Origin of the sequence: Lentzea nigeriaca (assembly GCF_016907955.1) — a bacterium.
GTDB classification, from domain to species: domain Bacteria; phylum Actinomycetota; class Actinomycetes; order Mycobacteriales; family Pseudonocardiaceae; genus Lentzea; species Lentzea nigeriaca.
Window position 1 is genome coordinate 238825 of the sequence record NZ_JAFBCX010000009.1, and the last position, 23150, is coordinate 261974.

The window sequence follows — 23150 nt, forward strand, 5'->3', positions numbered from 1 at the left end:
GAGTCACCATTCCTACGGTGTGGTCATGAACGAATCACTCACGACCTGGTCGAAGACGGCGAAGCTGCCGGCGCCGGACCACGACGACAGCCACATCCTGCGCGGTCTCGAATAACGCGAAAAGGGACCCTTCAGCCGAAGGGTCCCTTTGTCGTCACGGGACGAGACGGAGGCGGGCGGCCTGCAGGCTCTCCCAGTCGTCACCGCCGGGACCCGGTGGCAGCAAAGGCACCACGGAGCTCACGCCGGTGCGCACGGCCTTGGTGCGCCGGGCGAACGCGGTCAGCGTCTGGCCCGGCCCCGCCTCCACCAGCGTCACGTCGTGCGCGGCCAGCAGCCCGGTGAGCGCCGGTCCGAAGTAGACGGTGTCGGACAGTTGCCGCGCCCAGAACACCGGTGAGGTCGCGTCGGCCTCGGTCAGCTCCTTGCCGGTGTAGCCGGAGTACACCGTGATCCGCGGTGACCTCGGAGTGGCGTGGAACTCCCGCAACGCCTCCTCGACGGCGGGTGCCATCGCGGGGCTGTGGAACGGTGTCGTGGCGGGCACGGTGCGGACGGTGAACTCGTCGGCCTCCAGCCTGGCACGCACGGCGGCGAGCGGCTCGTCCGACCCGGCCAGCATCGTCTGCTTGGGTGCGTTCACCGCCGCGATCGCGACATCGCCGACGAGGTACGGCACCATGTCCGCCTCCGACGCCGCCACGGCCAGCATGCCGCCGGACGGGACCGGCGCGGCCGAGCGCACCCGTCCGCGCACCAGCGTCACGGCCTCCTCCAGGGTGAACACCCCGGCGAGCGTGGCCGCGACGACCTCGCCCGCGCTGTGCCCGACCATCGCCACCGGTGTGACACCCCAGCCGAGCACGGTTCGCCCCAGCGCGTAGTCGACCGCGAACAGCAACGGTTGCGCGCGCGACACGTGGTCGATGTCGTTGCCCGCCAACCAGTCCTCGCGCACGGCCTCGCCGTCGTCGCCGAACAGTGCGAGAACCTCCTCCAGCACCGACGTGAACACCGGTTCACGTCCGTACAGGCCGGCTGCCATCCGCGCGTGCTGCGAACCCTGTCCCGGGAACATCAACGCCACGTTCACCACGAGCCTCCTCTCCAGGAAAAAGGTCGTGAGTTGTTCTGGAAAGCGCTCCAGAACAACTCACGACCTGTGGGTCACCTGTACTCGCGGACCACCATGGCCGAGTTGAAACCACCGCGGCCGCGGGCCAGCACGAGCGCCGCCCGCACCCGGCCGTGCCTCGGTTCGTTCTGCACGAGGTCGAGCTCGTACTCGGGCACGACGTTCTCGACGTTGACGGTCGGCGGGATCGTGCTCCAGTAGATGGACAGGATCGCCGTGGCCACGTCGAGCGACCCGCCGCCCGCGAACAGCCGCCCGGTCATGGTCTTCGGCGCCGTCACCGGCACCCCGTACGGGCCGAAGATCGCGCTGATCGCGTTCGCCTCCGCCTTGTCCAGCTCGGGAATGCCGGCCGCGTCGGCGAACACGACGTCGATCTCCGAGGCGTCCATGCCCGCGTCCCGCAGGGCGAGCTCGGCGCAGCGCCGCAAACCCGGTTCCCTGCTGGGCATCCGCGAGTCGAACGTGGAGGCGTACCCCGCGATCTCGCCGTAGATCCGGGTTCCCGGCCGTTCGGCCGCCGACTCCGGGGTCTCCAGCACCATGATCGCGCCGCCCTCACCGGCGACGTAGCCGCTCGCGTCCCGGTCGAACGGCAGGTACGCGCGGCGCGGGTCGTTGCTGCGGCTCAACGATCCCGACGCCTGGTGCGCCACCCACGCCCACGGACACAGCGAGCTGTCCATGCCACCGGTGAGCGCGAGCCGCACGCCCTTGCGCAGCTGCCTGCGGGCGTGCCCGATCGAGTCGATGCCGCCCGCCTGCTCGCTCACCACGACCGCACCGGGCCCGCGCGTGCCGTGCCGGATCGAGATCTGCCCGGTGTTCACGGCGTAGAACCACGCGAACGACTGGTAGGCGCTGACGTAGTCCGGCCCCTGGTGCCACAGCTTCTGCAGCTCCCGCTGGCCGAACTCGTACCCGCCAGCGGTCGCCGCGGTGATCACCGCGACGTCCGTGTCCGGGATGTCGTTCTCCTGCACGCCGGCACCGCGCAACGCCCAGTCCGTGCCGACCAGCGTCAGCCTGGTCATGTGGTCGGTCTGCGGCAGCAGCCTGCCCTGCAGGTGCCTGCCCGCCTCGAAACCCGGCACCTCGCCCGCGATCTTGGCCCAGTACCCGGACGGGTCGAACCGGGTGATGGTCTTGATCGCGTTCTCGCCGTGCACGGTCGAACGCCAGTAGGCGGTCGGCCCCAGGCCGTTGGGCGAGGCGATACCGATACCGGTCACCACCGCGCGGGTCATCGACGCACCTCTTCCACCTTGCGGAGCACCATGGCGCTCTGGAAACCACCGAAACCGCTGCCGACCGTCAGCACCGCGTTCACGTTCGCCTCGCGGGCGACCAGCGGCACGTAGTCGAGGTCGCACTCGGGGTCGGGGTCGTGCAGGTTCGCCGTCGGCGGGATGACGCCCTGCTCGAACGCGAGCAGGGACCCGACGATCTCCAGCGAGCCGATCGCGCCGAGCGAGTGCCCGATCATCGACTTGAAGCCGCTCACCGGTGTGCGGTAGGCGTGATCGCCGAGGCTGCGCTTGAACGCGGCGGTCTCGTGCAGGTCGTTCTGCTTGGTGCCGGAGCCGTGTGCGTTGATGTAGCCGATGGCGGTCGGGTCGACCCGTGCCATGTCCATCGCGGCGTTGATGGCGTCCGACATCTCCTTGCCCTCGGGGTGCAGCCCGGTCATGTGGTAGGCGTTGCACCGCGACGCGAACCCCGCGACCTCACCGTAGATGTGCGCGCCGCGGGCACGGGCGTGCTCGAGCTCCTCCAGCACGAGGATCGCGGCACCTTCGGCGAGCACCAGGCCGTCGCGCGACTTGTCGAACGGGCGGCACGCGTGCTCGGGGTCGTCGTTGCGGGTGCTGCTCGCCCGGATGACGTCGAAGCACACCACCGTGATCGGCGACAGCGGTGCCTCGGTGCCACCCGTGATCACCACGTCCGCGCTGCCCTCTGCGATCAGCTCGGCCGCGTAGCCGACCGAGTCGAGACCCGAGGTGCAGCCGGTGGAGACCACCGTGGCCGGTCCCTCCGCGCCCACCAGCCAGGCCACCTCGGCGGCCATCGAGCTGGGAGTGAAGTAGTCGTACAGGTGCGGCACGGTGTAGTTCTGGTCGATCTCCCAGTACTTGCCCCGGTCGCTGCCGACGACGAACTCGCGCTCCAGGCTCGTGGTACATCCGACCGCGGTGCCCAGTGCCACGCCGATGCGGCTGGGGTCGAGGTGGTCGAACTCGATGCCCGAGTCGCGCATCGCCTCCCGCCCCGCGACCATCGCGAACTGCGCCGCGCGGTCGAGCCTGCGGATCTCCTGCGGACTCAGGCCCTCACGCACCGGGTCGAAATCGACCTCACCTGCCATCCTCGACCGGTACGGCGAGGCGTCGAAGTGCGTGATGATCCGAGTCGCCGACCGCCCTTCGGACAGGAGTTGCCAGTACGCCTTTGTTCCGATTCCACCTGGGGCGACCGTGCCCAGCCCGGTGATGACGGCGCGACGACTCATCGGACACCTCCAATCGCGCTAAGTGCGGACATGGTCTGCTCCAATCTGGGACCTACGTGTTCTGCCTGATACTGAGTCGGTGGGATCGAGTCCTCCTCGAAGCACGGCGTACTGGTGTGCGTCCACCAGCGCCCGCAGCGAAGCGCCGATCACGTTCGCTTCCACACCAACGGTTTTCCAGCGCCGCGAGCCGTCGTGGAACGAGGCGAGGACCCTGGCGACCTGGTCGCTGCCCGCGCCCTCCTCCACGATGCGGACCCGATGATCGACGAGTTCGAGGCGCGGCGAGCCGGGGAAGAACTCCAGCAGTGCCGCGCGCAACGCACGGTCCAGCGCGGTGATCGCATTGGTGCCTTCGCCGGTCGCGCTGCGGAGAACGTCTCCGACGCGCACGGCCACCTCTGCGACGTTGACCACGGCGCCACCGGATTTCGGCTGGCGCACGGTCACTTGCCACGAGTCGACGTCGAACGGGCGTGCGGACACGCCCTCGCGTAACTCCTCGCGCAACAGCAGTTCGAACGAGGCGTCGGCGGATTCGAAGGCGTAGCCGTGGTTTTCCAGCGTCTTGACGCGCTCGGTGACGCGGGCGGCGACGTCGGACCCCGCGGTCAGCGCGTAACCGAGCTCGTTGGCCTTCAGCTCGATCGAGGCACGGCCGGCCATGTCGGAGACGAGGGTGCGGCGCGCGTTGCCCACCGCGTTCGGCTCGATGTGCTGGTACAGCGTGGAATCGACGCGCAACGCGGACGCGTGCAGGCCTGCCTTGTGGGCGAAGGCGGACGCGCCGACGTAGGGCGCGGCCCGGTTCGCGTGCACGCCGGTGATGGCCGTGATGCGCCTCGCGGTGTCGGCCATCGAGGCGAGCTGGTCCTCGCTGACGACCGGGATTCCCTTCTTCAGCACCAGGTTCGCGGCGACAGTGAACAGGTTCGCGTTGCCGCAGCGCTCACCGATGCCGTGCGCGGTCACCTGGACGTGGTCCGCTCCGGCGTCGACGGCGGCGAGCGTGTTGGCGACCGCGCAGCCGCTGTCGTCGTGGCAGTGCACGCCCAGCCGGGCGCCTGTCTCACCGACCGCGGTGACGATCGCGCCGACCTGGTCGGGAAGCATGCCTCCGTTGGTGTCGCACAGCACCACGGCTTCCGCGCCCGCTTCTGCCGCCGCCCGCACGATCTCGGTGGCGTAGAAGGGATCCGCGAGGTAGCCCTCGAAGAAGTGCTCGGCGTCGAGGAATACACGCCTGCCCGCGCGAACCAGGTGGCGCACGGTGTCACGGATCATCGCGACGTTCTGCGCGAGCGTGGTGCGCAACGCGAGCTCGACGTGCCGCACGTGGCTCTTCGCCACGATGGTCACCACCGGGGCCTGCGCGGCCAGCAGCGCCGTCACCTGCGAGTCGGTCGCGACCGCGGTGTCCGGGCGCCGGGTCGAGCCGAACGCGGCCAGTTCGGCGTTGCGCAGCGTCAGCTCGCTTTGCGCGCGGCGGAAGAACTCGGTGTCCTTGGGGATGGCGCCCGGCCAGCCGCCCTCGACGAAGGTGACGCCGAACGCGTCGAGGTGGCGGGCGATCGCGAGCTTGTCCGCGACGGTGAGGGCCAGCCCCTCTCCCTGCGTTCCGTCGCGCAGGGTCGTGTCGTAGAGCTGGAACATGCAAGCGCTCCCCAGGAAGTGGCTCTATGAACCGGAAATCAGGACGCGTGCCGCCTCGATCTCGTAGGCGCACGGCGCCGGCGCGGACGGGCAGCCGTTGCGGCGGTGCTCCGTCGCCGCCTTTTCCAGGTACATCGACACGGTCATGAGCCCGTGCCCGCTCGCGACCCGCGCCGCTCTGGTGAGCAGGTCGACCCCGGCCAGTCCAGATGTCATCACCCGCACCTCCTCGTGCTGGTGGGTGCCATGAGCGATGAGGAGGACCGCGGGCCTCCCCATCACCCACGACCGTTATTCCTCCGCGTACGCCTTGGCGTGCCGCAGAGTGGTCAGACTGTTGGTGCCCAACGCCTTGCGGATCAGCTCCCGCGCGCGTTCGACGGTCCCCTCCGGTCCGAGCACGGTGGCGACCGTCTCCGGCCGGATGACGACGGTGTGGTGCGAAGTGGCCTCCACACCGCCGCCTTCGAGGTCGCGCAACGTCCACCGGCCGGCGTGCGCGGCCATGATCTCCGGTGTGGCGGTCTGCTTGTAGACGATGCCGTCGTTGGGAAAGCAGACCCGGACCGAGTGCGTGGTGTGCACCGATCCGTCCGTGCCGCGCGTGTCCATCTCCATCGACTGCACGCCGGTGACGGCCTCGGTCAGGTCGAGCCTCGCGACGTGCGGCAGCCGTTGCGGCCACTTGTCCGCCTCGTGCAGGAACTCGTACACGCGCTGACGCGGTGCGTCGATCATGACGCTGTCGGAGAACGACAGCACCAGCCGGTCGTAGTCGTCGCCCAGCTCGGCCGCGCGCTTGAGTGCGGCGAGCTCGGCGGTGCTGTTGTTCTCCACGGCCTGCCACACCAGTTCCACCGTCTCCGGTGTCGCGGTGCGGAAGTCGTGCAGCAGCTCGACCTCGGTGACGGTGTCGGTGATCGGCTTGACCAGCCACTCACCGCCCATGTGCGTCACCGGGGCCGCCGACTTCTCCTGCTGGAAGCGGACGGTCAGCGCCTGCGAGTCGAGGTGGCGGCGTGAGGTCCACGTCCGCACGGCGCCGTGCGCGAACGCCCACAACCGCAGTCGCTCGGTCGAACCGTCGGTCTCGAACACCTCGGCGTGCACGGTCGGGCCGAACGTGTAGGGCCATCGGGTCACGTCCGCGATCAGGTCGTAGACGACCTTCGCGGGCGCGTCGATGACCACCGTGTGGGTGGTGCGCTCCGTCATGTCGTTGCCTCTCTAGGCGGCCGCGAGGCCGGAGTTGACCTTCTTCAACAGCTCACGCGGGGTCTGCAGGTCGGCGAGCTCGTCGTCGGCGACGGCCACGCCGTACCTGCGCTTGATCAGTGCCACCGTCTCGAGCAGGGCCAGGGAGTCGAAGCCCAGTTCGAGGAAAGGCGTGTCGAGTACGTCCTGTCCGAACTGGACGGAGTCGTCGCCGCCCGCCGCCTCGTGCAAGATCTCCTGTAGCCCTGAGATCGTCAGTTCGCTCAACGTCTTGTCCTTTCTCACCAAGGCGTTCCAACCGCCACGTGCCAGCCTGCACCTCTGAGCTGGGCCGACGCTGGACATCGCCTTGAAAATCCTTTTCGGACAGTGGGTGGCACGCGAAAACACCCGGCCGGGAAGTCCCGGCCGGGTGTTTCGTCAGTTGCTCACGTCAGGCCAGCAACGTCTCCGGCTCGCGCGTGCGCGAGCTGTCGAGCCTCGCGTCGGAGTTCAGGATCGCGTGCTGCAGCTGCTGCAACCGGGCCGACGGGTCGACACCCAGCTCGCGGATCAGCGTGTCGCGCAACGACTTGTACACGTCCAGCGCCTGCCACTGCCTGCCGGACCTGAACAACGCGACCATGTGCAGCTCGCACAGGTTCTCGTTCATCGGGAACTGCGCGCCCAGCACGGCGAGCTCGCCGAGCAACGCGTGGTGCCTGCCGACCCGCAGATCCGCCTCGATGCGCGCTTCCACCGCGTTCAGCCGGTTCTCCTCCAGGCGCACCACCTCGGCGCCGAGCGGCATACCGGGCCGGACGTCCACCAGCGCCGGTCCGCGCCACAGGGCGAGCGCCGAGCGCAGCAGCCGGGACGCGGAGGCGAAGTCCCGGGCCTCGGCCGCGCGGTAACCCGCCTGCGACAGCCGTTCGAACTCGTGCACGTCCACGCTTTCCGGTGCGACGTCGAGCAGATAGCCGCCGAACCTCGTCACCAGCACCTCCTTGGCGTCACCGGAGGACACGCCGGCGATCAGCTTGCGGAGCTGGAGGATGTAGGTCTGCAACGTGGTGCGGGCGCTGCGTGGAGGCCGGTCGTCCCACAGCTCCTCGATGAGCGTCGAGACCGACACGACGTGTCCGGCGTGCAGCGCGAGCAGCGCCAGTATCTGCCTCGGCTTCGCCGCTGTCGGTGTCACCGAACGGCCGTTCACCTTGGCCTCCACCGGGCCCAGGACCTTGATTTCCACGCTGTCCACCTCCTTGCTCAGAAGTGTGGTCCCAGCAGCGGAAAAACAGCAGTGCGCCAGCCACCGGTTTGGGGTGAGTCGGGCCCGTGCGGAGCCATGAAAATGTCATATGTGCAGGCGTTAACCGAGCACTACCGGCAGCTCGCGGCGTAAAACCAGAATGGAGCGCATCAACGAAACACCCACCAGAACCCGGAGTTGACATGTCTGCCAAGCACGCACTGGACCTGCTGTTCCCGCCCGCGGAGCGCAACCTGGCCTCGAACGACGCCGATCTGCTCATCCTGGAGCTCGACCGGCCGACGATCACCGTGTCCGGCGTCAGCTTCGTCTGCAGCACGGGTCGCTGCTGCATGCCTCCCATCGGCGAGGTGCAAGCGGCATGACAGTGGAGGGGGGACACAGCAGGACGGAAAGGATTGGCTTCAAACGACATCTGAGGCCGGAAGTGGTCAAGGGGGAAGCTGTTTATCTCTTCTCGGACAGCGGGGTCACGGCGATCAGGGGGCAGCACATCGAGCTGCTGGCGTCGTTGCTGGACGGGACGAGGGACGTCGACTCACTGCTCCGGGACGTGCCCGCACACGTCCCGTCCGAGCAGATCCGCAAGATGCTGGGGAAGTTGCACACCGCGGGACTCATCGGCTGGCACTCCGATGAGTCCGCCACGGCGGAGGAAGCCGCACTGGCCTACTGGGACGCCACCGGGCTCGACCCGGTGGCCGCGTCGAGCAGCACCGCCACCGCGCGGGTCAGCGTGATCAGCGCCGGTGGCTGCCTGGCCGAACCGATGGCCGGTGCGTTGCGGGAAGCGGGAGTCGAGGTCGTCGCCGAGGGAGCCGGCGACCTCACCGTGGTCGTCTGCGCCGACTACCTCGCGCCGGAGCTCGCCGCGATCGACGAGGCACACCGTGCCGCGAACCGGCCGTGGCTCATCGTGAAGCCCGTGGGCACCCAGGTGTGGGTGGGCCCGTTCTTCACTCCTGGGGAAGGCGCGTGCTGGCACTGCCTGGCGGCGCGGTTGTCCGCCAACCGCCCGGCGGAAGCGCACGTGCGGGCGGCGTCCGGACAACGTGGTCCGGCCGCCAGGCCCGCCGTGTTCCTGCCGTCGGTCTCCGGCACGGCCGCGCAGGTGGCCGCGCTGGAGACGACGAAGTGGCTCGCCGGATACCGGCACGACGGGCAGCGCGAGGTCTGGGCCTACGACAGCCTGACCACGCGCGTCTCGCACCACACCGTGACGGCGCGGCCGCAGTGCCGGGCGTGCGGCGACCCGGAGTCGGTGCGGGAACAGGCGAACCGGCCGGTGCGGCTGCGCTCGCGGACCAAGGTCGCGGGCGCGGGCGGCGGTCACCGTTCGTCGGCACCGCGCGACGTGCTGGCGCGATACCGGCACCTGATCAGTCCGGTCACCGGGATCGTGAAGGAGGTCAGGCGCGACCCGCGCGGGCCGGAGTTCCTGAACTCCTACCTGGCGGGCGGGAACCTCGCCGCGACCGGCCGCGGGCTCGACGGGTTGTGGTCGACGCTGCGCTGTGAGAGCGGCGGCAAGGGGGTCACACCGCTCGACGCCGAGGTGGGCGCGCTGTGCGAGGCGCTGGAACGGCACAGCGCGTCGTTCCACGGCGACGAGGCCGTGGTGCGCGCCAGCTTCGCGGAGCTGGGCGAGCAGGCGATCCACCCGGACACCTGCCAGCTGTTCCACCCGAGCCAGTTCGCCGACCGCGCGCGGTGGAACGGGACGCACTCGGCGTTCCAGTACGTCACCGAGCCGTTCGACGAGCACGCCGAACTGGACTGGACGCCGGTGTGGTCGCTGACCGGCGAACGCCACCGGCTGCTGCCGACCGGGATGCTCTACTTCGGCGCACCCGCACACCCCGGCGTGATCGCGGACTCCAACGGCTGCGCCGCGGGCAGCAGCCTCGAGGACGCGGTGCTCCAGGGGATGCTGGAGCTGATCGAACGCGACGCCGTCGCGTTGTGGTGGTACAACCGCACGCCGATGCCGGCGGTGGATCTCGACGCGTTCGCCGACCCGTGGATCACCGAGGTGCGCGAGGTGCACCGCGGCCTCGGCCGTGAGGTGTGGGTGCTGGACCTGACGGCCGACCTGGACATCCCGGTCATGGCAGCGGTGTCGCGGCGGATCGACGGTCCGCGCGAGGACATCATGTTCGGCTTCGGCGCCCACCTCGACCCGCACATCGCCCTGCGCCGCTGTCTCACCGAGCTGAACCAGGTGCTGCCCGCGGTGGTCGACCTCACCCCGGCGGCGTGGCGGGACCTCGACACCGATCTGCGGCAGTGGCTCAGCACCGCGACCGTGGCGAACCAGCCGTACCTCGTGCCGAGCGACACGGCGCCCGCCGTGCGGCACCGGTACAGCTGGCAGCCAGACCTGCACGCGGACGTCCGGATGATCCAGGCACGGCTGGAGGCACTGGGACTCGAGGTCCTGGTGCTCGACCAGACCCGGCCGGACATCGGGCTGCCGGTGGTCAAGGTGATCGTGCCGGGGCTGCGGCACTTCTGGTCAAGGCTCGCTCGAGGACGGCTCTACGACGTACCGGTATCACTGGGCAGGCTCGACAAACCCTCCGCCTACGACGAGCTGAACCCGATTCCGCTGTTCATGTGAGTCAAGGAGCCACCGTGCCCGCACAGCCATCCCACGTTCCCTCAGGGCGGCCGCTGTGGTCGCTCCTGGAGGACGTGGTCGTCGACAACGACGTCGACGGCAGAGCACTCACGGTCAGGGGACGCTGGGGCGACATCGTCGTCGCCGATCCGAACCCGGTCGTCCGCGAAGCGTTGCGCCGCATGACACTCGGGCCCGTCGCGCTCGAGAACATCTGGCCGCTCAACGAGAACTTCGCGCGGTGGAAGGCGGGTTCCGGGCCGTGCGCGGAATGGCAGCGGCTCAAGCGGACGCTCGACCAGCTCGGCGGGGTCGTCGTCCCTTCTCTGGGCCATCTCGACGGTGCGGGGCCGATCCTGTCGGTCATCGCGGTGGCCCACGACGCGATCTTCACGCTGCCGCACGTGGACGAGGACCAGCCCGTGCGGCTGCGGCCGGAAGCGGTCATCGAGGGGTTGAACGGCGACCAGGTGCTCGTGGTTCCCGGTCTGCGCTACCAGGTCGTGCTGCACCGGGAACCGGCGACCGCGGTCGCCAAGGCGTTGCTGGCGGGCGACACCACGATCGCGGAGATCTCCGACTCGCTGCAGCTCGACCGGCCGGTCGTGGCCGACGTCGTCGCCTATCTCACCGGAGCCGGGTTCACCCAGCCGGGCCGCGCGTTATCGCCGAACACGGACGGGTGATCAGTCGTGGTGGGTACGATGACCGTGAGGCTTGCCCTGGGGGCCGGCATGCCGCCAGAACACGGTCTTCGTGGAGGAGCGGTGGTGGCTGAGCGCAGCACGGAACCCGGCACGGTTTCCCGCACCGCGCCCAGACTCGCCTTCCTCGCCGCCACCGTCGTGTTCGCGGGCTTCTTCGTCAACACGTTCCTCTACGTGCTGACGAACGGCCCGACCACCGCGCGAATCACGATCGCGCTCCTCTGCCTGAGCGCGCTGATGTTCTTGCAGCTCAAGGTGTTCAGCAACCCGCGGTCGGAGTTGCACTCCCCGGTCGCGTACTCGGCGCTCGCGGTGCAGGCCGCGTTGATCTGGGTGCCGGTCGCCTACTTCGGCGAGGACTGGATTGGCCTGCCCGGTTTTCTCGCGGGCAGCGCGGCGCTCGTGCTCCCCCGGCTCGCCGGCTGGTTGGTGTTCGCGGCCAACGCTCTCGTCATCGGCGCGTTGCAGGCCCACTACACCGGCCCGTTGATCGACATCCTGTACATGGTCATGGTCACCACCAGTACCGGCCTGATCGTCTACGGACTGTCCCGGCTGCGCTCACTGGTGGCGGAGCTCGACTGCGCGCGGTCGGAGCTCGCGAAGCTGGCGGTCACCCAGGAACGGCTGCGGTTCGCCAGAGACCTGCACGACCTGCTCGGCTTCAGCCTCTCCGCGATCACCCTCAAGATCGAGCTCACCCGCCGGCTCGTCGCGACCAGCACCGAACGTGCCCGCGAGGAACTGACCGAGGTGCTCGCCGTGGCGCGGCAGGCGCTCACCGACGTGCGGGCGGTGGCGAGCAGCTACCGCCAGCTCTCCCTGGACGACGAGATCGCGTCCGCGCGGTCGGTGCTGAGCGCCGCTGGAGTCGACGTGACGCTGGACGCCCAGCCGGGTGAGCTGCCGTCGCCGATCAGCACCGTGCTCGCCACCGTGCTGCGCGAGGGCGTGACGAACATCCTGCGGCACAGCCGCGCCGAGCGGTGCGCGATCACCCTCACGCGCGAGGCCGGCTCGGTGTCGATCGAGATCGTCAACGACGGGCGGCCCGCCGCGACCGGAGAACCGAGCGGCAACGGCATCGACAACCTGACGACGCGGGTGGGCGCGTTGGGCGGTGAGCTCGACGCGGGCCCGGTGAATGCACAGACGTTCCGGTTGCGCGCGACGGTGCCGATCACCGCGGAGCCGGTCGGCGAGGACGACGCGGAACACCACGACCGCAGGCCGTCGATGGCGCCGCGGCTCGCGCTGCTGCTCGTGAGCGCGGTGTTCGTCGTGTACTTCATCAACGGGGTGCTGTGGACCCTGGACGCCCACCTCGGGCCGGGCGCCACCGCGCTGACCGTCACCTGTCTCGTCGGATCGCTCGCGTTGCAGCTGGGCTGCTTCAGCAACCCTCGCTTCCGGCTGCGCTCCCCCGCGGGCTACGCGGCGCTGGCCGCGCTGGCGACGTTCACGTTCCTGCCGATCGTGACGTTCGAACGGCCGACGCTCGGCATCTACGGGTTCGTCGCGGGCAGTGCCCTGCTGGTGCTGCGCCCGCCGGTGAGCTGGGCCGTGTCCTCCGCGGTGCTGCTGAGCGTGTGCGGCCTGCAGTGGGCCTACGGCGGCGGCTGGTTCGGCGTCGGCTACGGGATCGTCGCGACGATGAACGGCGCGCTGGTGGTCTACGGCATGTCGCGGCTGCGGTCGATGGTGCAGGAGCTGCACGACGCCCGGTCCGAGCTCGCCGAACTGGCCGTCACCCAGGAACGGCTGCGCTTCGCCAGGGACCTGCACGACCTGCTCGGCTACAGCCTCTCCGCGATCACGCTGAAGACCGAGCTCGCCGGGCAGCTCGTGCTGCGCGACCCCGCCCGCGCCACCGACGAGCTCGGCGAGGTGCTGGTCATCTGCCGGCAGGCGCTCGCCGACGTCCGATCGGTGGCTCGCAGCTACCGCGAGCTGTCGCTCGACGAGGAGGCCCAGTCGGCGGAGGCCCTGCTGCGGGCTGCCGACATCGACGTGACCATGCGCCTCGACTCGTGCGAGCTGCCGCAGGAGGTCCGCACCACGCTCGCGACGGTGCTGCGCGAGGGCGTCACGAACCTGTTGCGGCACAGCAAGGCCGAGCGGTGCGAGATCACGCTGACCCACTCCACCGGCACCGTCACGATGGACATCGTCAACGACGGTGTGCCCACGTCAGGGCGCCACGACCTGAGCGGCAGCGGCATCGACAACCTGACGAGCCGTGTGCGTGCGCTCGGCGGGATCCTGCGCGCCTGCGGTGAGGCCGACACCTACCGTCTGCACGCCGAGATCCCCGTCGGGTAGCGGGACCCAGACCCATATATCGGATACTGCGGATGGCATGCCATATCCGATATATCAGCGTGACAGACTCGGCCTTGGAGTCGGCATGCGCCATCGGCGGGAGCCTTTACCCCGTAAGCACCGATATATCAGATACCAATATATTAGATACTGGGCATGACACGCGATATCCGATATATCAGAGGTGGCTGCCCGATATATCGGATACTGCATATCGGATACTGCATATCGGATACTGCGACCGTCAGGCCGGTATCCGATATATCAGCCTCAGAGCCAACCCGCGTCGTCGGCGATGCGGATCGCGTCGATCCGGTTGCGCGCGTTGAGCTTGGTGATGATCGTCGTGAGGTAGTTGCGCACGGTGCCGACGGACAGACTGAGCGACTTCGCGATCTCCGCCGCGTCCGCGCCCTTCGCCGCCTGCTTGAGCACCCCAAGCTCGCGGTCGGTGAGGGGACACGCCCCGCTGTCCCACGCCGCCAGCGCGAGCTGGCTGTCGACCACTCGCTTGCCCGCCATCACGTCCCTGATGGCGTCCGCGAGCTGGTCCGGCGGCGCGTCCTTGAGCAGGAAGCCGTCCACCCGCAGGGACAACGCCCTGCGCAGCGTGCCCGGCCTGGCGAGGCTCGTCAGCATCAGAATCCTGATCTCCGGCATCGTCTCGCGGATCTCGTCGGCCGCGGTGAGACCGTCCATCACCGGCATGTCGATATCGATCACCGCGACGTCCGGGCGGTGCTTCGCCACCATCGGGATGATCTTGTCGCCGGTGTCCACCTCGGCCACGATCTCGATGTCCTGCTCGAGCTGGAGCAGGGCGATGAGCGCGCCTCTCACCATGTGCATATCCTCGGCGAGCAGGACTCGGATCATCTCTGTTTTCCCCTCACACCCCACCAGGCCCCACCCTAACGCGCGTACAACGGGGTCGTGCTCAAGGCTCGCTGAGGCCGTGATCCAGAGGTGAGCGCGACGATCATCGGTGTGCGAATCGACGACGTTTTCATCCGGGGCAACGGGATCCGCCTGCCGGCCACGCTGACGGTGGCCGACGCGCTCGCCTCCGGCGAGTGCGAGCCGCGTCTGGTGGCACGCACCGACGTGGTGTCGGTGGCCGTGTCTCCGGAAGAGTCCGCGGCCGAGATGGCCGTGGCTGCGGCCAGGACCGCGCTGGCACGAGCCGGCTCGACGGCCGAGGACGTGGCGCTGATCCTGCACGCCGACACCTACCACCAGGGCCAGGACCTGTGGCCCGTCGGCTCGTACATCCAGCGGGAGACCGTCCGCAACAGCTGTCTGGCGCTCGAGATCAGGCAGATGTCCAACGGCGGCATGGCCGCGCTGGACCTCGCCGTGGCCTACCTCGACCGGCGCGAGCCCGCCGACGCGCTGCTGACCACCGCGGACCGCTTCTGCCTGCCCGGCATCGACCGCTGGCGCACCGACCCCGGCACGCCCTACGCGGACGGTGCCAGCGCGGTGGTCCTCTCGCGCCGCGGCGGCTACGCGAGGCTGCTGTCGCTGTCGGTCCACGCCGACTCTGAGCTCGAACCTCTGCACCGCGGCGACGAGCCGTTCGGACTGGCCCCGTTCGCGCACCGGATGCCAGTCGACTTCGAGGCCGCCAAGAACGCCTTCGCCAGGCAATACGGGCTCTCCTACGGGATCAACCGCGCCAACGCGGGGCAGGCCGCCGTGATCGACGAGGCGCTGGCGGACGCGGACATGAAGCTCGGCGACGCCGAGTGGGTGGTGCTCCCCCACTTCGGCAGGCGCCGGCTCGACGTGAACTACCTGCGGCCCTACGACATCGCACCGGAGCGCACGACGTGGGAGTGGAGCCGGACCGTCGGTCACCTCGGCGCGGGTGACCAGTTCGCGAGCCTCGGCCACCTGGTCGACTCCGGCCGGGCCCTGCCTGGTCAGCGGGTCGTGCTGATCGGGGTCGGCGCGGGCTACAGCTGGGGCTGCGCCGTCGTCGAGATCCTCGACTCCCCCGCCTGGGCAAGCGAGTAACGCCGGTATGGCACCCCGCGGGGTGCCATACCGGTTCAGGCGACGGAGAACTCCTGCCGTTCCGCCAGCCGCCGGCGCGTCTGCACGAAGGCCGCCGGCTTGTTCACGCACTCCACCCCGAGCAGGCGGTCACCCCGGTAGCAGTAGACCGCGAACCGGCCGCTCGACGGGTCGCCGTCGACCTCGGTCCGGTCGTGTCCGCGGGTGATGCCCGCGATCTGCAGTTTCATGTCGTACTGATCGCTCCAGAACCACGGCACGGCCGTGTAGGGCTCGGCCGATCCCATGATCCCCGCGGCCACACACGCCGCCTGGTCCATGGCGTTCTGCACGGACTCCAGGCGGATCCTGGCCCCCGCGAACGCGCTGGAGAAGCTCGCACAGTCACCGATGGCGTAGATGAACGGGTCGTCGGTGCGCAGGTGCGCGTCGACCACGACGCCGTCGTCGACGGTGAGCCCGGCGTCCTCGGCCAGCGCCACGTTCGGCACGACACCGATGCCTGCGACGACCAGGTCCGCGTTGCCACGTTCCGGTGCCGACAGCTCGGCGCCGAGCAGCACCCGCACTCCGCGTTCCTGGTGCCGTGCAACGACGTGGTCGGCCACTATCGGCGACACGGATCGCGCCAGTGCCCGCGGCAGCGCCTCGACGACCGTCACCTCGTGTCCCTTGGTGCGGGCCACGGCGGCGAACTCCAGCCCGACGAACCCGGCCCCGATCACCAGGGCGCGGGCCGGCCGGTGCAGACGTTCCCGCAGCACCTCGGCGTCGGCGACGGTGCGCAGGGTCAACGCGCCCGGCAGGGTGCGCGGGCGGGCACCAGTGGCGAGCACGAGGTGCGAGTAGCGCAGCGCGAGGCCGGACCGCAGCACCACCTCGCGGTCCTCCCGCGCGATGGCCGCGGCCGGGTCGCCGAGCACGAGGTCGATGCCGTGCGCGGCGTAGAACGACTCCGGCCGCACCAGCACCCCGTCGAGGTCGACGTCCCCAGCGAGGTACGCCTTGGTCAGGGGTGGCCGCTGGTACGGCGGCACGTTCTCGTCACCCACGATGGTGACCGGGCCGCGGTACCCCTGCTCGCGCAGGGACACCGCGGCCTGACAACCCGCCTGTCCGGCGCCGATCACGACGACGGACATCAGTAGTTGCCCAGTCCGCCGCAGACGTTCAGCGCCTGGGCCGTGATCGACGCCGCGGTGTCGGTGACCAGGTACGACACCAGCCCCGCCACCTCCTCCGGCGTCGAGTACCTGCCCAGCGGGATCTTCGCGTTGAACTTCTCCTGGACGTCGTCCTCCGTGACGCCCCAGTAGTTCGCGTACCCGGCGCGCACCCGCACGGCCATCGGCGTCTCGACGTAGCCGGGGCACACGGCGTTGACCGTGATGCCGGTCTTCGCGAGCTCCAGGCCCACCGCCTTGGTGAAGCCGATGACGCCGTGCTTTGACGCCGAGTACGGCGCGGCCAGCATCACGCCCTGCTTGCCGCCCGTGGAGGCGATGTTGATGATGCGGCCCCACGAGTCGTCGAGCATCTTGCCGTTGCTCAGCACCTCGCGGGTGACGCGGAAGACGCTGTTGAGGTTGGTGTTCACGACGTCGAGCCACAGATCCTCGTCCAGCGTCGCGGTCTCACCGCCACCACCGCGGCCCGCGTTGTTCACCAGCACGTCGATGCGGCCGAACTTCTCGACGGCGAGCGCGACGGCGGCACGCACGTCGGCGGTCGACGTGACGTCGCACGTCGTACCGTCCACTGTGTACCCGTCCTCGCGCAACTGCTTCACCGTGGACGACACGTTCTCGGCGTTGCGCGCCACCACGAAGACCTCGCGGCCCTGCTCGGCGAGGCCGCGCGCGACGGCGAGACCGATCCCGCTGGTCGCACCCGTGACGAAGGCGGTCATCTGCTTCCCCTCAGATCTGTGTCTCGGGCACGTGCACCACGAGCCCGTCGAGTTCGGCGGACACGGGCAGCTGGCAGCTGAGCCTGCTGTTGTCCTGCCGGGGGCTGGAGGTGCAGTGGAGGAGCTCGTCCTCCACGGGATGCATCTCGGGCAACGGCTTGGTGTTGTTCTCGTCGACGTAGACGTGGCAGGTGCCGCAGGAAGCACCGCCACCGCACTGCGCGACGATGCCCGGCACGCCGTTCAGCACGGCGCCGCGCATCACCGAGTCGCCCTCGTTGACGTCCACAACGGACTGGACGCCGTCCGGCTGCGTGTAGGTGATCTTGGGCATGTCAGTTCACCTCGTCCCACACGACCGGCAGCTCCCACAGGCCGTAGATCACGGCGCCTTCCTTGCGCGGGATTTCGAGGAACGGCTTGGCAAGGCGCAGCGAAGGGATGCGCTGGAACAGCGTCGTCCAGACGATCTGCATCTCCAGCCGGGCGAGGTCGGCACCGATGCAGTGGTGCAGGCCGTAGCCGAACCCGAGGTGCTTGCGCGTACCGCGTTCGAGGATCAGCTTCTCCGGCTCGGGGAACATCTCCGGGTCGCGGTTGCCGGCGAGTCCGAGGCACAGGATGCCGTCGCCCGCCTTGATGGTCTTGCCCGCGATCTCGATGTCCTCCAGCGCCACGCGCGGGATCGCGGTGTCACCGATCGTGGCGATCCGCACCAGCTCCTCGACCGCGGGCTCGATCATGCCCTCCGGGTCGGCGAGCAGCTTCGCGAGCTCGTCCGGGTTCTCCAGCAACGCGGCCGTGCCCAGCGACAGCATGCTCGCGGTGGTCTCGTGTCCACCGTTCATCAGCAGGCGGATCATGTTGAACAGGTCGCGGCGCGTGTACTCCTCGCCGGATGCGGCGTACTCCGCCATCGCCCTGCTCAACAGGTCGTCGCCGGGCTCGCGTTCCTTGATGGTGATCAGCTGGTCGACGTAGGCGTTGACCTCGACGATCGCGGCCTGCCGCTGCTCCGGCGTGCTGTGCCCGCCGAGCAGACACGTGCCGTGCTTGATGAAGAAGTCGTGCTCGTCCTGCGGGATGCCGAGCAGCTCGCAGATCACGGTCATCGGCACGGCCAGCGAGAACTCGCGGTGGAAGTCCACCGGCGGCGTCATCGTCAGCAGCTTGTCGATGTACTCGTTGACGATTTCCTCGATGCGGCCCCGCATCCGCTTCACCTGGCGGGTGGTGAAGGTGACCGCGGCCTTGCGCCGGGTCTGCGTGTGCTCCGGGTTGTCGTAGCCGATGAACGACGTCTCGGTGCGGAACTCCGGCGGGGCGATGAAGTAGAACGGAAAGTTGTCGTGCTTGCGCGAGGCGCTGATCCGCGGGTCGGTGAGGATCTGGCGGATCGTGTGGTAGCCGGTGATCGTCCAGATCCTCAGCCCCGACCCCGTCAGCGTGACCTGGGAGACGTCCTCCGCCATCATCTCGGCGTACTGTTTCGGCGGAGTGAACGGACACTGCCGCTGATAGGGGAACGTCTCCTCGGCATCGGTCATGGCGGCTTCGGTCATCACGAGTCCTCCCAGTCGGATGGAGCGAGATTTCCACCCGTGCCTGGAGATGAGCCGGAAGCCCGCTCAAGCGGAGGTTTCAGGCGACCGCTTGCCGCATCTGCCTGGTACCCACCCACAGTCCGAGCGCGGCGACACCGACCGCGGCGAGCAGTCCGAGCCCGACGTTCGCGGTGAGGACCTCACCGTTGAACAGCTCGCGTTCGGCGTTCACGAGGTAGGACAACGGGTTCAGCTTCGACAGGAACTGCAGCCACGCGGGACCGCCCTCGATCGGCAGGAGCATCCCGGCGAGCAGCAGCAGCGGGAAGCTGATGGTCTGCTGCACCGCCCAGAAGATCCACTCCTTGTTCTTGGACGCGAGCGCGAGCGAGTAGGACAGCGCGCCGAGGCCGACGCACATGATCGCGAGCATCAGCAGTCCGAGCACCGCGCCGGCGTGCGGGCGGAACCCGAACGGGATCGTGATCGCGATGATCAGCACCGAGTGCACCATCGTCGGCACGATCTCCTTGAGCGCGCGCCCGACGATGAGCGCGGGACGGCGCAGCGGCGAGACGAGCATCCGCTCGTGCGATCCGGTCTGCATCTCGAAGAGCAGGTTGCCGCCGGTCGAGCCGGCACCGAACAGGCACGACATCACGATCATGCCCGGCACGAACCACTGCAGCCCCGTCTCCTCCGGCAGCAGCGGGGAGAACAGCACGAGGAAGAACAGCGGCTGCACCATCGTGAAGATCACCGAGAACGGGTCGCGCAGCACCGGCCTCAGCTCGCGGCTGAAGACGATCGTGGTGTCGTGGATCATGCCTGGTTCTCCTCACGCAGCGAACGCCCGGTCAGGGCGAGAAAGACGTCGTCGAGCGTCGGCCGGGCCACCTCGACGGCGGACACCTGCACACCGGCCTCGTCGAAGCCACGCATCAGCTTCGGCACGAGATGGCGGCCGCCTGCGGCACGCAGGGTCAGAGTCAGTCCATTGTGGACAGCTGCGATGCCGAGCGTGTGCCCCTCCGCGCGACGCAGCTCGTCCTCGCTGTCGAACGTGAGCGTGATGCGGTCGCCCGCGTGATCGGCCTTGAGCCGCTCGGGGGTGTCGTCGGCGATGAGCTTGCCGTGGTCGATGACGATCACCCGGTCCGCGAGCGCGTCGGCCTCGTCGAGGTAGTGCGTGGTGAGGACGATCGTGGTGCCGTGCTCCGCGTGCATCCGCACGACGTGCTCCTGCAGGTTCGCCCGGTTCTGCGGGTCGAGGCCGGTCGACGGCTCGTCGAGGAACAGCAGCTCCGGCGCGTGGATGAGGCCCATCGCGATGTCGAGCCTGCGGCGCTGGCCGCCGGACAGCGACGAGACGACGCGGTCCGCCACGGCACCGAGGTCGAGCGAGTCGATCAGTTCCTGAGCCCGCGTGCGGGCGTCGGCGACGGACAGCCCGTAGGCGCGGCCCTGGCTGACCAGCTCGTCGCGCCCGCGCTGGCTGTGCCCCGCGCCGTTGCCCTGGCCGATGTAGCCGATCCTGGCCCGTACCTCGCGTTGCCGCGTCACCACGTCGAACCCGGCGACCTCCGCCTCGCCGGAGGTGGGCGGCAGCAGCGTCGTGAGCATCCGCAGCGTGGTCGACTTGCCCGCACCGTTCGGCCCGAGCAGCGCGACCATCTCACCGCGTGTCACACGCAGGTCGAGACCGCGCACCGCCTCGACGGTCTCCTTCTTCACCGTGAAGCGCTTCGTCAATGCGCTCGTCCGAATCATCGTGTCGGTCATGGCACCACCGTAGAGTTGATTCCGGCCACTTCCTGACCTGAATTGCGGTTAATCTGGATTTCATGGCGAACACGAGTGCACGGATGCTGCGACTGCTGTCCCTGCTCCAGACCCACCGGTACTGGCCGGGAACCGAGCTGGCCGAGCGCCTCGAGGTGAGTGAGCGCACGCTGCGCCGCGACGTGGACCGGCTGCGCGAGCTGGGCTACCAGGTCGACGCGAGCCGCGGTGTCGCGGGCGGCTACCAGTTGCAGTCCGGGGCGACGATGCCGCCGCTGCTGCTGGACGACGAGGAGGCCGTCGCGATCGCGGTCGGTTTGCGAGCGGCGGCGAGCGGCAGCGTGCAGGGCATCGAGGACACGTCGTTGCGCGCGTTGACGAAGGTGATCCAGGTGATGCCGCCCCGGCTGCGCGGGCGGGTGGGCGCGCTGCGGGAGTTCACCGTGCCCGCGCCACCCGGCAAGGGGCCGAAGGTGGACGCGGTGGTGCTCACCGTGCTGGCGCAGGCGTGCCGTGACGAGGAGCGCCTGAGGTTCTCCTACACGGCGAGAGGGGGTGAGCGGACAGCCAGGTTGGTCGAGCCGTACCGGCTCGTTCCCTTGGGCCGCAAGTGGTATCTCGTCGCCTACGACGTCGAGCGCGGCGACTGGCGGACGTTCCGGGTCGACCGGCTGACCGAACCGCAGGCCACGGGTGCGCGGTTCCGGCAGCGCGAACTGCCCGCCGCGGACGCCGCGGAGTTCGTGCAGCAGCAGCTGCAGTCGATTCCGTTGCGCCACCACGTGAGGGTCACCATCCAGCTGCCCGCCGCCGAGGTCGAGAAGGCGACGGCCTACGCGGGCGGTTCGGTCGAGCCGATCGACGAGACGTCCTGCGTGCTGATCATGCAGGTCGACGAGTTCGACTGGCTGGTGCTGGTGCTGGCCGCGCTCGGCGGCGAGTTCCGCGTGGACCAGCCCGCCGAGTTCCGCGACTACCTGCGCGGCACCGCGGAACTTCTGCTGCGCGGCGTCACCGCAACGAGTTGAGGCACGCGATCAGCGTGCGCGCCTGCACGTTGACGTACTGCCCGTGCCGCAACAGATCCGCGAGCTGGCCCACCGTCACCCACGCGTAGCCCTCCGGCGGGTCGTCCGGCACGGTGCGGTCGGCCTCGACGATCAGGTAACGGCTCTCCGCTTCGAGGAACCGGCCGCCCTCCTCGGAGTGGATCGCCTCGTACCGGATCCGCGACGAGCCGGCCGCGAGCACCTGGTCGAGGAACGGCGGCGAGTCGGAGCTGCGGTAGTTCCACGGCACGCACTGCACCGTCGGCCCCAGCTCGACGGCGTCCGCGAAACCGCCCTCGACCCGTGCGTGCACCAGCAGGTGCAGCACACCGCAGTACTCCCGGGCCACGAACGCGGCGATGCCCAGCCCGTGCGGCTGGAACAACGGCTGCGACCAGCCTTTCACCTCACGGCTGTCGGCCCGCACGTCCGCCGCGACCACCTTGAAGAACCGCCCGTCCTCGCGCGCGATCTCGGTGTCGGTGCGGTACCAGCCCGGCAGGTCGTAGAGCGCGATGCGCTGGATGTCGAGCTCGGTTTCCGAACGCTGCCAGCTGAACCAGCTCAACACCTCCGCCGTCGTGTGCAACGCGCCCGCGTCCTGGTCGCGCGACAACGCGAGCGCCGCCCGGAAACCGTCCTTCGAGGACGATGACGGCACCTGCGGCAGGCAGGCGAGAACCGTGCGCGCATCCATGTTCACCACGTTGTCGCGCGCCATGAGCTCGTTGATCTGCCCGAGGGTCAGCCAGCAGAAGTCGTCGTGCAGCGGCACGTCGCCGGTCACCTCGACGACCATGTTCCTGTTGCGCTTGCGGTAGAACCACGCGCCGTGCTCGGACTGCAGCACGTCCGCGATCACCCTGCCGCGCTCGGCACCCGCGAAGTACTCCAGGTACCGCACCGAGCTGCCCTGGTGCACCCGCATGTAGTTGCTGCGGGTCGCCTGCACCGTCGGCGAGAGCTGGAGCAGGTTCGGGTTGCCCGGTTCCATCTTGGCCTGCATCAGGAAGTGCAGGACGCCGTCGAACTCCTTGACCAGGATGCCGAGGATGCCGACCTCGGCCTGGTTGATGATCGGCTGGTGCCACACCTGCTTCGGTTGCCGCACACGGAGTCCCTCGACGGTGAAGAACTTTCCGCTGACGTGGCCGAGGTTGCCGTTCTGCGGGTGGAACGACCACCCGTTCAGCTGGTCGAAGGGAATGGGCACGACCTCGAAGGCGTGTGCGGCCTCGCGTTCCTTCATCCACACGCTGAACTGCTCCGTCGGCAGGTGGGTGCCGTGCAGCGTGTCGGCGGACACCGCGAGCCTCGCCGGAATGTCGGGATCTTCTCGCGGCCGCAGCTCTGCGGACCGCGCCTGGGTCGACGTCACTGAAAACACCTCCTGTGTTCGCGCTCAGGGTCGTCACCTGCGCTCGAACGGCG

Annotated in this window: 22 protein-coding genes; 6 read left to right on the forward strand and 16 right to left on the reverse strand. The window is 69.2% G+C overall.

Annotated elements, in window-relative coordinates; translation table 11 throughout:
• Positions 1-154: 154 nt before the first annotated feature.
• The 8 genes from JOD27_RS29525 to JOD27_RS29560 all read right to left on the reverse strand — a co-directional run bounded on the left by JOD27_RS29525 (position 155) and on the right by JOD27_RS29560 (position 7746).
• Positions 155-1093, reverse strand: a complete 939-nt coding sequence (locus JOD27_RS29525) for an acyltransferase domain-containing protein (RefSeq protein WP_204765548.1) — start codon at positions 1091-1093, stop codon at positions 155-157.
• A 74-nt stretch (positions 1094-1167) separates the two neighbouring features.
• Positions 1168-2382, reverse strand: a complete 1215-nt coding sequence (locus tag JOD27_RS29530; protein WP_204765549.1) for a ketosynthase chain-length factor — start codon at positions 2380-2382, stop codon at positions 1168-1170.
• Positions 2379-3647, reverse strand: coding sequence for a beta-ketoacyl-[acyl-carrier-protein] synthase family protein (locus JOD27_RS29535; RefSeq protein ID WP_204765550.1), 1269 nt, complete (start codon positions 3645-3647; stop codon positions 2379-2381). The genes JOD27_RS29530 and JOD27_RS29535 overlap by 4 nt, the downstream gene beginning before the upstream one ends.
• 18 nt (positions 3648-3665) lie before the next feature.
• Entirely contained in the window at positions 3666-5300 is a 1635-nt protein-coding gene (gene cimA, locus JOD27_RS29540; RefSeq protein WP_204765551.1) for a citramalate synthase, read from the reverse strand.
• A gap of 24 nt (positions 5301-5324) precedes the next feature.
• On the reverse strand, positions 5325-5516 hold the full coding sequence (locus JOD27_RS29545; RefSeq protein WP_189258527.1) for a hypothetical protein: 192 nt from the start codon (positions 5514-5516) through the stop codon (positions 5325-5327).
• Between the two features lie 75 nt (positions 5517-5591).
• Positions 5592-6515 carry an aromatase/cyclase gene (locus JOD27_RS29550; protein WP_204765552.1) on the reverse strand — a complete coding sequence of 308 codons (924 nt, stop codon included), beginning with the start codon at positions 6513-6515 and terminating at the stop codon, positions 5592-5594.
• 12 nt (positions 6516-6527) lie between these two features.
• Entirely contained in the window at positions 6528-6782 is a 255-nt protein-coding gene (locus JOD27_RS29555) for an acyl carrier protein (protein WP_204765553.1), read from the reverse strand.
• Positions 6783-6948: 166 nt separating this feature from the next.
• Positions 6949-7746, reverse strand: a complete 798-nt coding sequence (locus tag JOD27_RS29560) for an AfsR/SARP family transcriptional regulator (protein WP_204765554.1) — start codon at positions 7744-7746, stop codon at positions 6949-6951.
• A gap of 203 nt (positions 7747-7949) precedes the next feature.
• Between JOD27_RS29560 and JOD27_RS29565 the strand changes: the two genes are divergently transcribed.
• The 4 genes from JOD27_RS29565 to JOD27_RS29580 all read left to right on the forward strand — a co-directional run bounded on the left by JOD27_RS29565 (position 7950) and on the right by JOD27_RS29580 (position 13416).
• Positions 7950-8132: a hypothetical protein gene (locus JOD27_RS29565; RefSeq protein WP_204765555.1), complete on the forward strand. Its 183-nt coding sequence runs from the start codon at positions 7950-7952 to the stop codon at positions 8130-8132.
• Positions 8133-8194: 62 nt separating this feature from the next.
• Complete coding sequence (locus JOD27_RS29570) at positions 8195-10387, forward strand: TOMM precursor leader peptide-binding protein (protein ID WP_307830400.1); 2193 nt, start codon at positions 8195-8197, stop codon at positions 10385-10387.
• A gap of 14 nt (positions 10388-10401) precedes the next feature.
• Complete coding sequence (locus JOD27_RS29575) at positions 10402-11073, forward strand: hypothetical protein (RefSeq protein ID WP_204765557.1); 672 nt, start codon at positions 10402-10404, stop codon at positions 11071-11073.
• Positions 11074-11157: 84 nt separating this feature from the next.
• Positions 11158-13416: a sensor histidine kinase gene (locus tag JOD27_RS29580; protein ID WP_204765558.1), complete on the forward strand. Its 2259-nt coding sequence runs from the start codon at positions 11158-11160 to the stop codon at positions 13414-13416.
• Between the two features lie 270 nt (positions 13417-13686).
• Here the strand turns inward: JOD27_RS29580 and JOD27_RS29585 are convergent, their stop codons facing one another.
• Positions 13687-14292, reverse strand: a complete 606-nt coding sequence (locus JOD27_RS29585) for a response regulator transcription factor (protein WP_204765559.1) — start codon at positions 14290-14292, stop codon at positions 13687-13689.
• Between the two features lie 90 nt (positions 14293-14382).
• Between JOD27_RS29585 and JOD27_RS29590 the strand changes: the two genes are divergently transcribed.
• Positions 14383-15435 (forward strand): ketoacyl-ACP synthase III family protein, encoded by a 1053-nt coding sequence (locus tag JOD27_RS29590; RefSeq protein WP_307830401.1) that lies wholly within the window; start codon positions 14383-14385, stop codon positions 15433-15435.
• Positions 15436-15470: 35 nt separating this feature from the next.
• On the opposite strand, the gene JOD27_RS29595 is transcribed toward JOD27_RS29590, so the two are convergent.
• From JOD27_RS29595 to JOD27_RS29620, 6 genes are all read right to left on the reverse strand, one after another.
• Positions 15471-16577, reverse strand: a complete 1107-nt coding sequence (locus tag JOD27_RS29595; RefSeq protein WP_204765560.1) for an NAD(P)/FAD-dependent oxidoreductase — start codon at positions 16575-16577, stop codon at positions 15471-15473.
• A complete protein-coding gene (locus tag JOD27_RS29600; RefSeq protein ID WP_204765561.1) occupies positions 16577-17344 on the reverse strand; it encodes an SDR family NAD(P)-dependent oxidoreductase in 768 nt (255 codons plus the stop codon). The genes JOD27_RS29595 and JOD27_RS29600 overlap by 1 nt, the downstream gene beginning before the upstream one ends.
• A gap of 10 nt (positions 17345-17354) precedes the next feature.
• Positions 17355-17678: a 2Fe-2S iron-sulfur cluster-binding protein gene (locus JOD27_RS29605; protein ID WP_204765562.1), complete on the reverse strand. Its 324-nt coding sequence runs from the start codon at positions 17676-17678 to the stop codon at positions 17355-17357.
• 1 nt (position 17679) lies between these two features.
• Positions 17680-18906 (reverse strand): cytochrome P450, encoded by a 1227-nt coding sequence (locus JOD27_RS29610; protein WP_204765563.1) that lies wholly within the window; start codon positions 18904-18906, stop codon positions 17680-17682.
• 79 nt (positions 18907-18985) lie between these two features.
• The gene (locus JOD27_RS29615; RefSeq protein WP_204765564.1) at positions 18986-19714 is read right to left on the reverse strand and encodes an ABC transporter permease; all 729 of its coding nucleotides are present in this window, start codon (positions 19712-19714) and stop codon (positions 18986-18988) included.
• Positions 19711-20658 carry an ATP-binding cassette domain-containing protein gene (locus tag JOD27_RS29620; protein ID WP_204765655.1) on the reverse strand — a complete coding sequence of 316 codons (948 nt, stop codon included), beginning with the start codon at positions 20656-20658 and terminating at the stop codon, positions 19711-19713. The genes JOD27_RS29615 and JOD27_RS29620 overlap by 4 nt, the downstream gene beginning before the upstream one ends.
• A 74-nt stretch (positions 20659-20732) precedes the next feature.
• On the opposite strand from JOD27_RS29620, the gene JOD27_RS29625 reads away from it, so the two are divergent.
• On the forward strand, positions 20733-21698 hold the full coding sequence (locus JOD27_RS29625; protein ID WP_204765565.1) for a helix-turn-helix transcriptional regulator: 966 nt from the start codon (positions 20733-20735) through the stop codon (positions 21696-21698).
• On the opposite strand, the gene JOD27_RS29630 is transcribed toward JOD27_RS29625, so the two are convergent.
• Positions 21682-23097 (reverse strand): NDP-hexose 2,3-dehydratase family protein, encoded by a 1416-nt coding sequence (locus JOD27_RS29630; protein ID WP_307830402.1) that lies wholly within the window; start codon positions 23095-23097, stop codon positions 21682-21684. The genes JOD27_RS29625 and JOD27_RS29630 overlap by 17 nt on opposite strands.
• Positions 23098-23150: the final 53 nt, after the last annotated feature.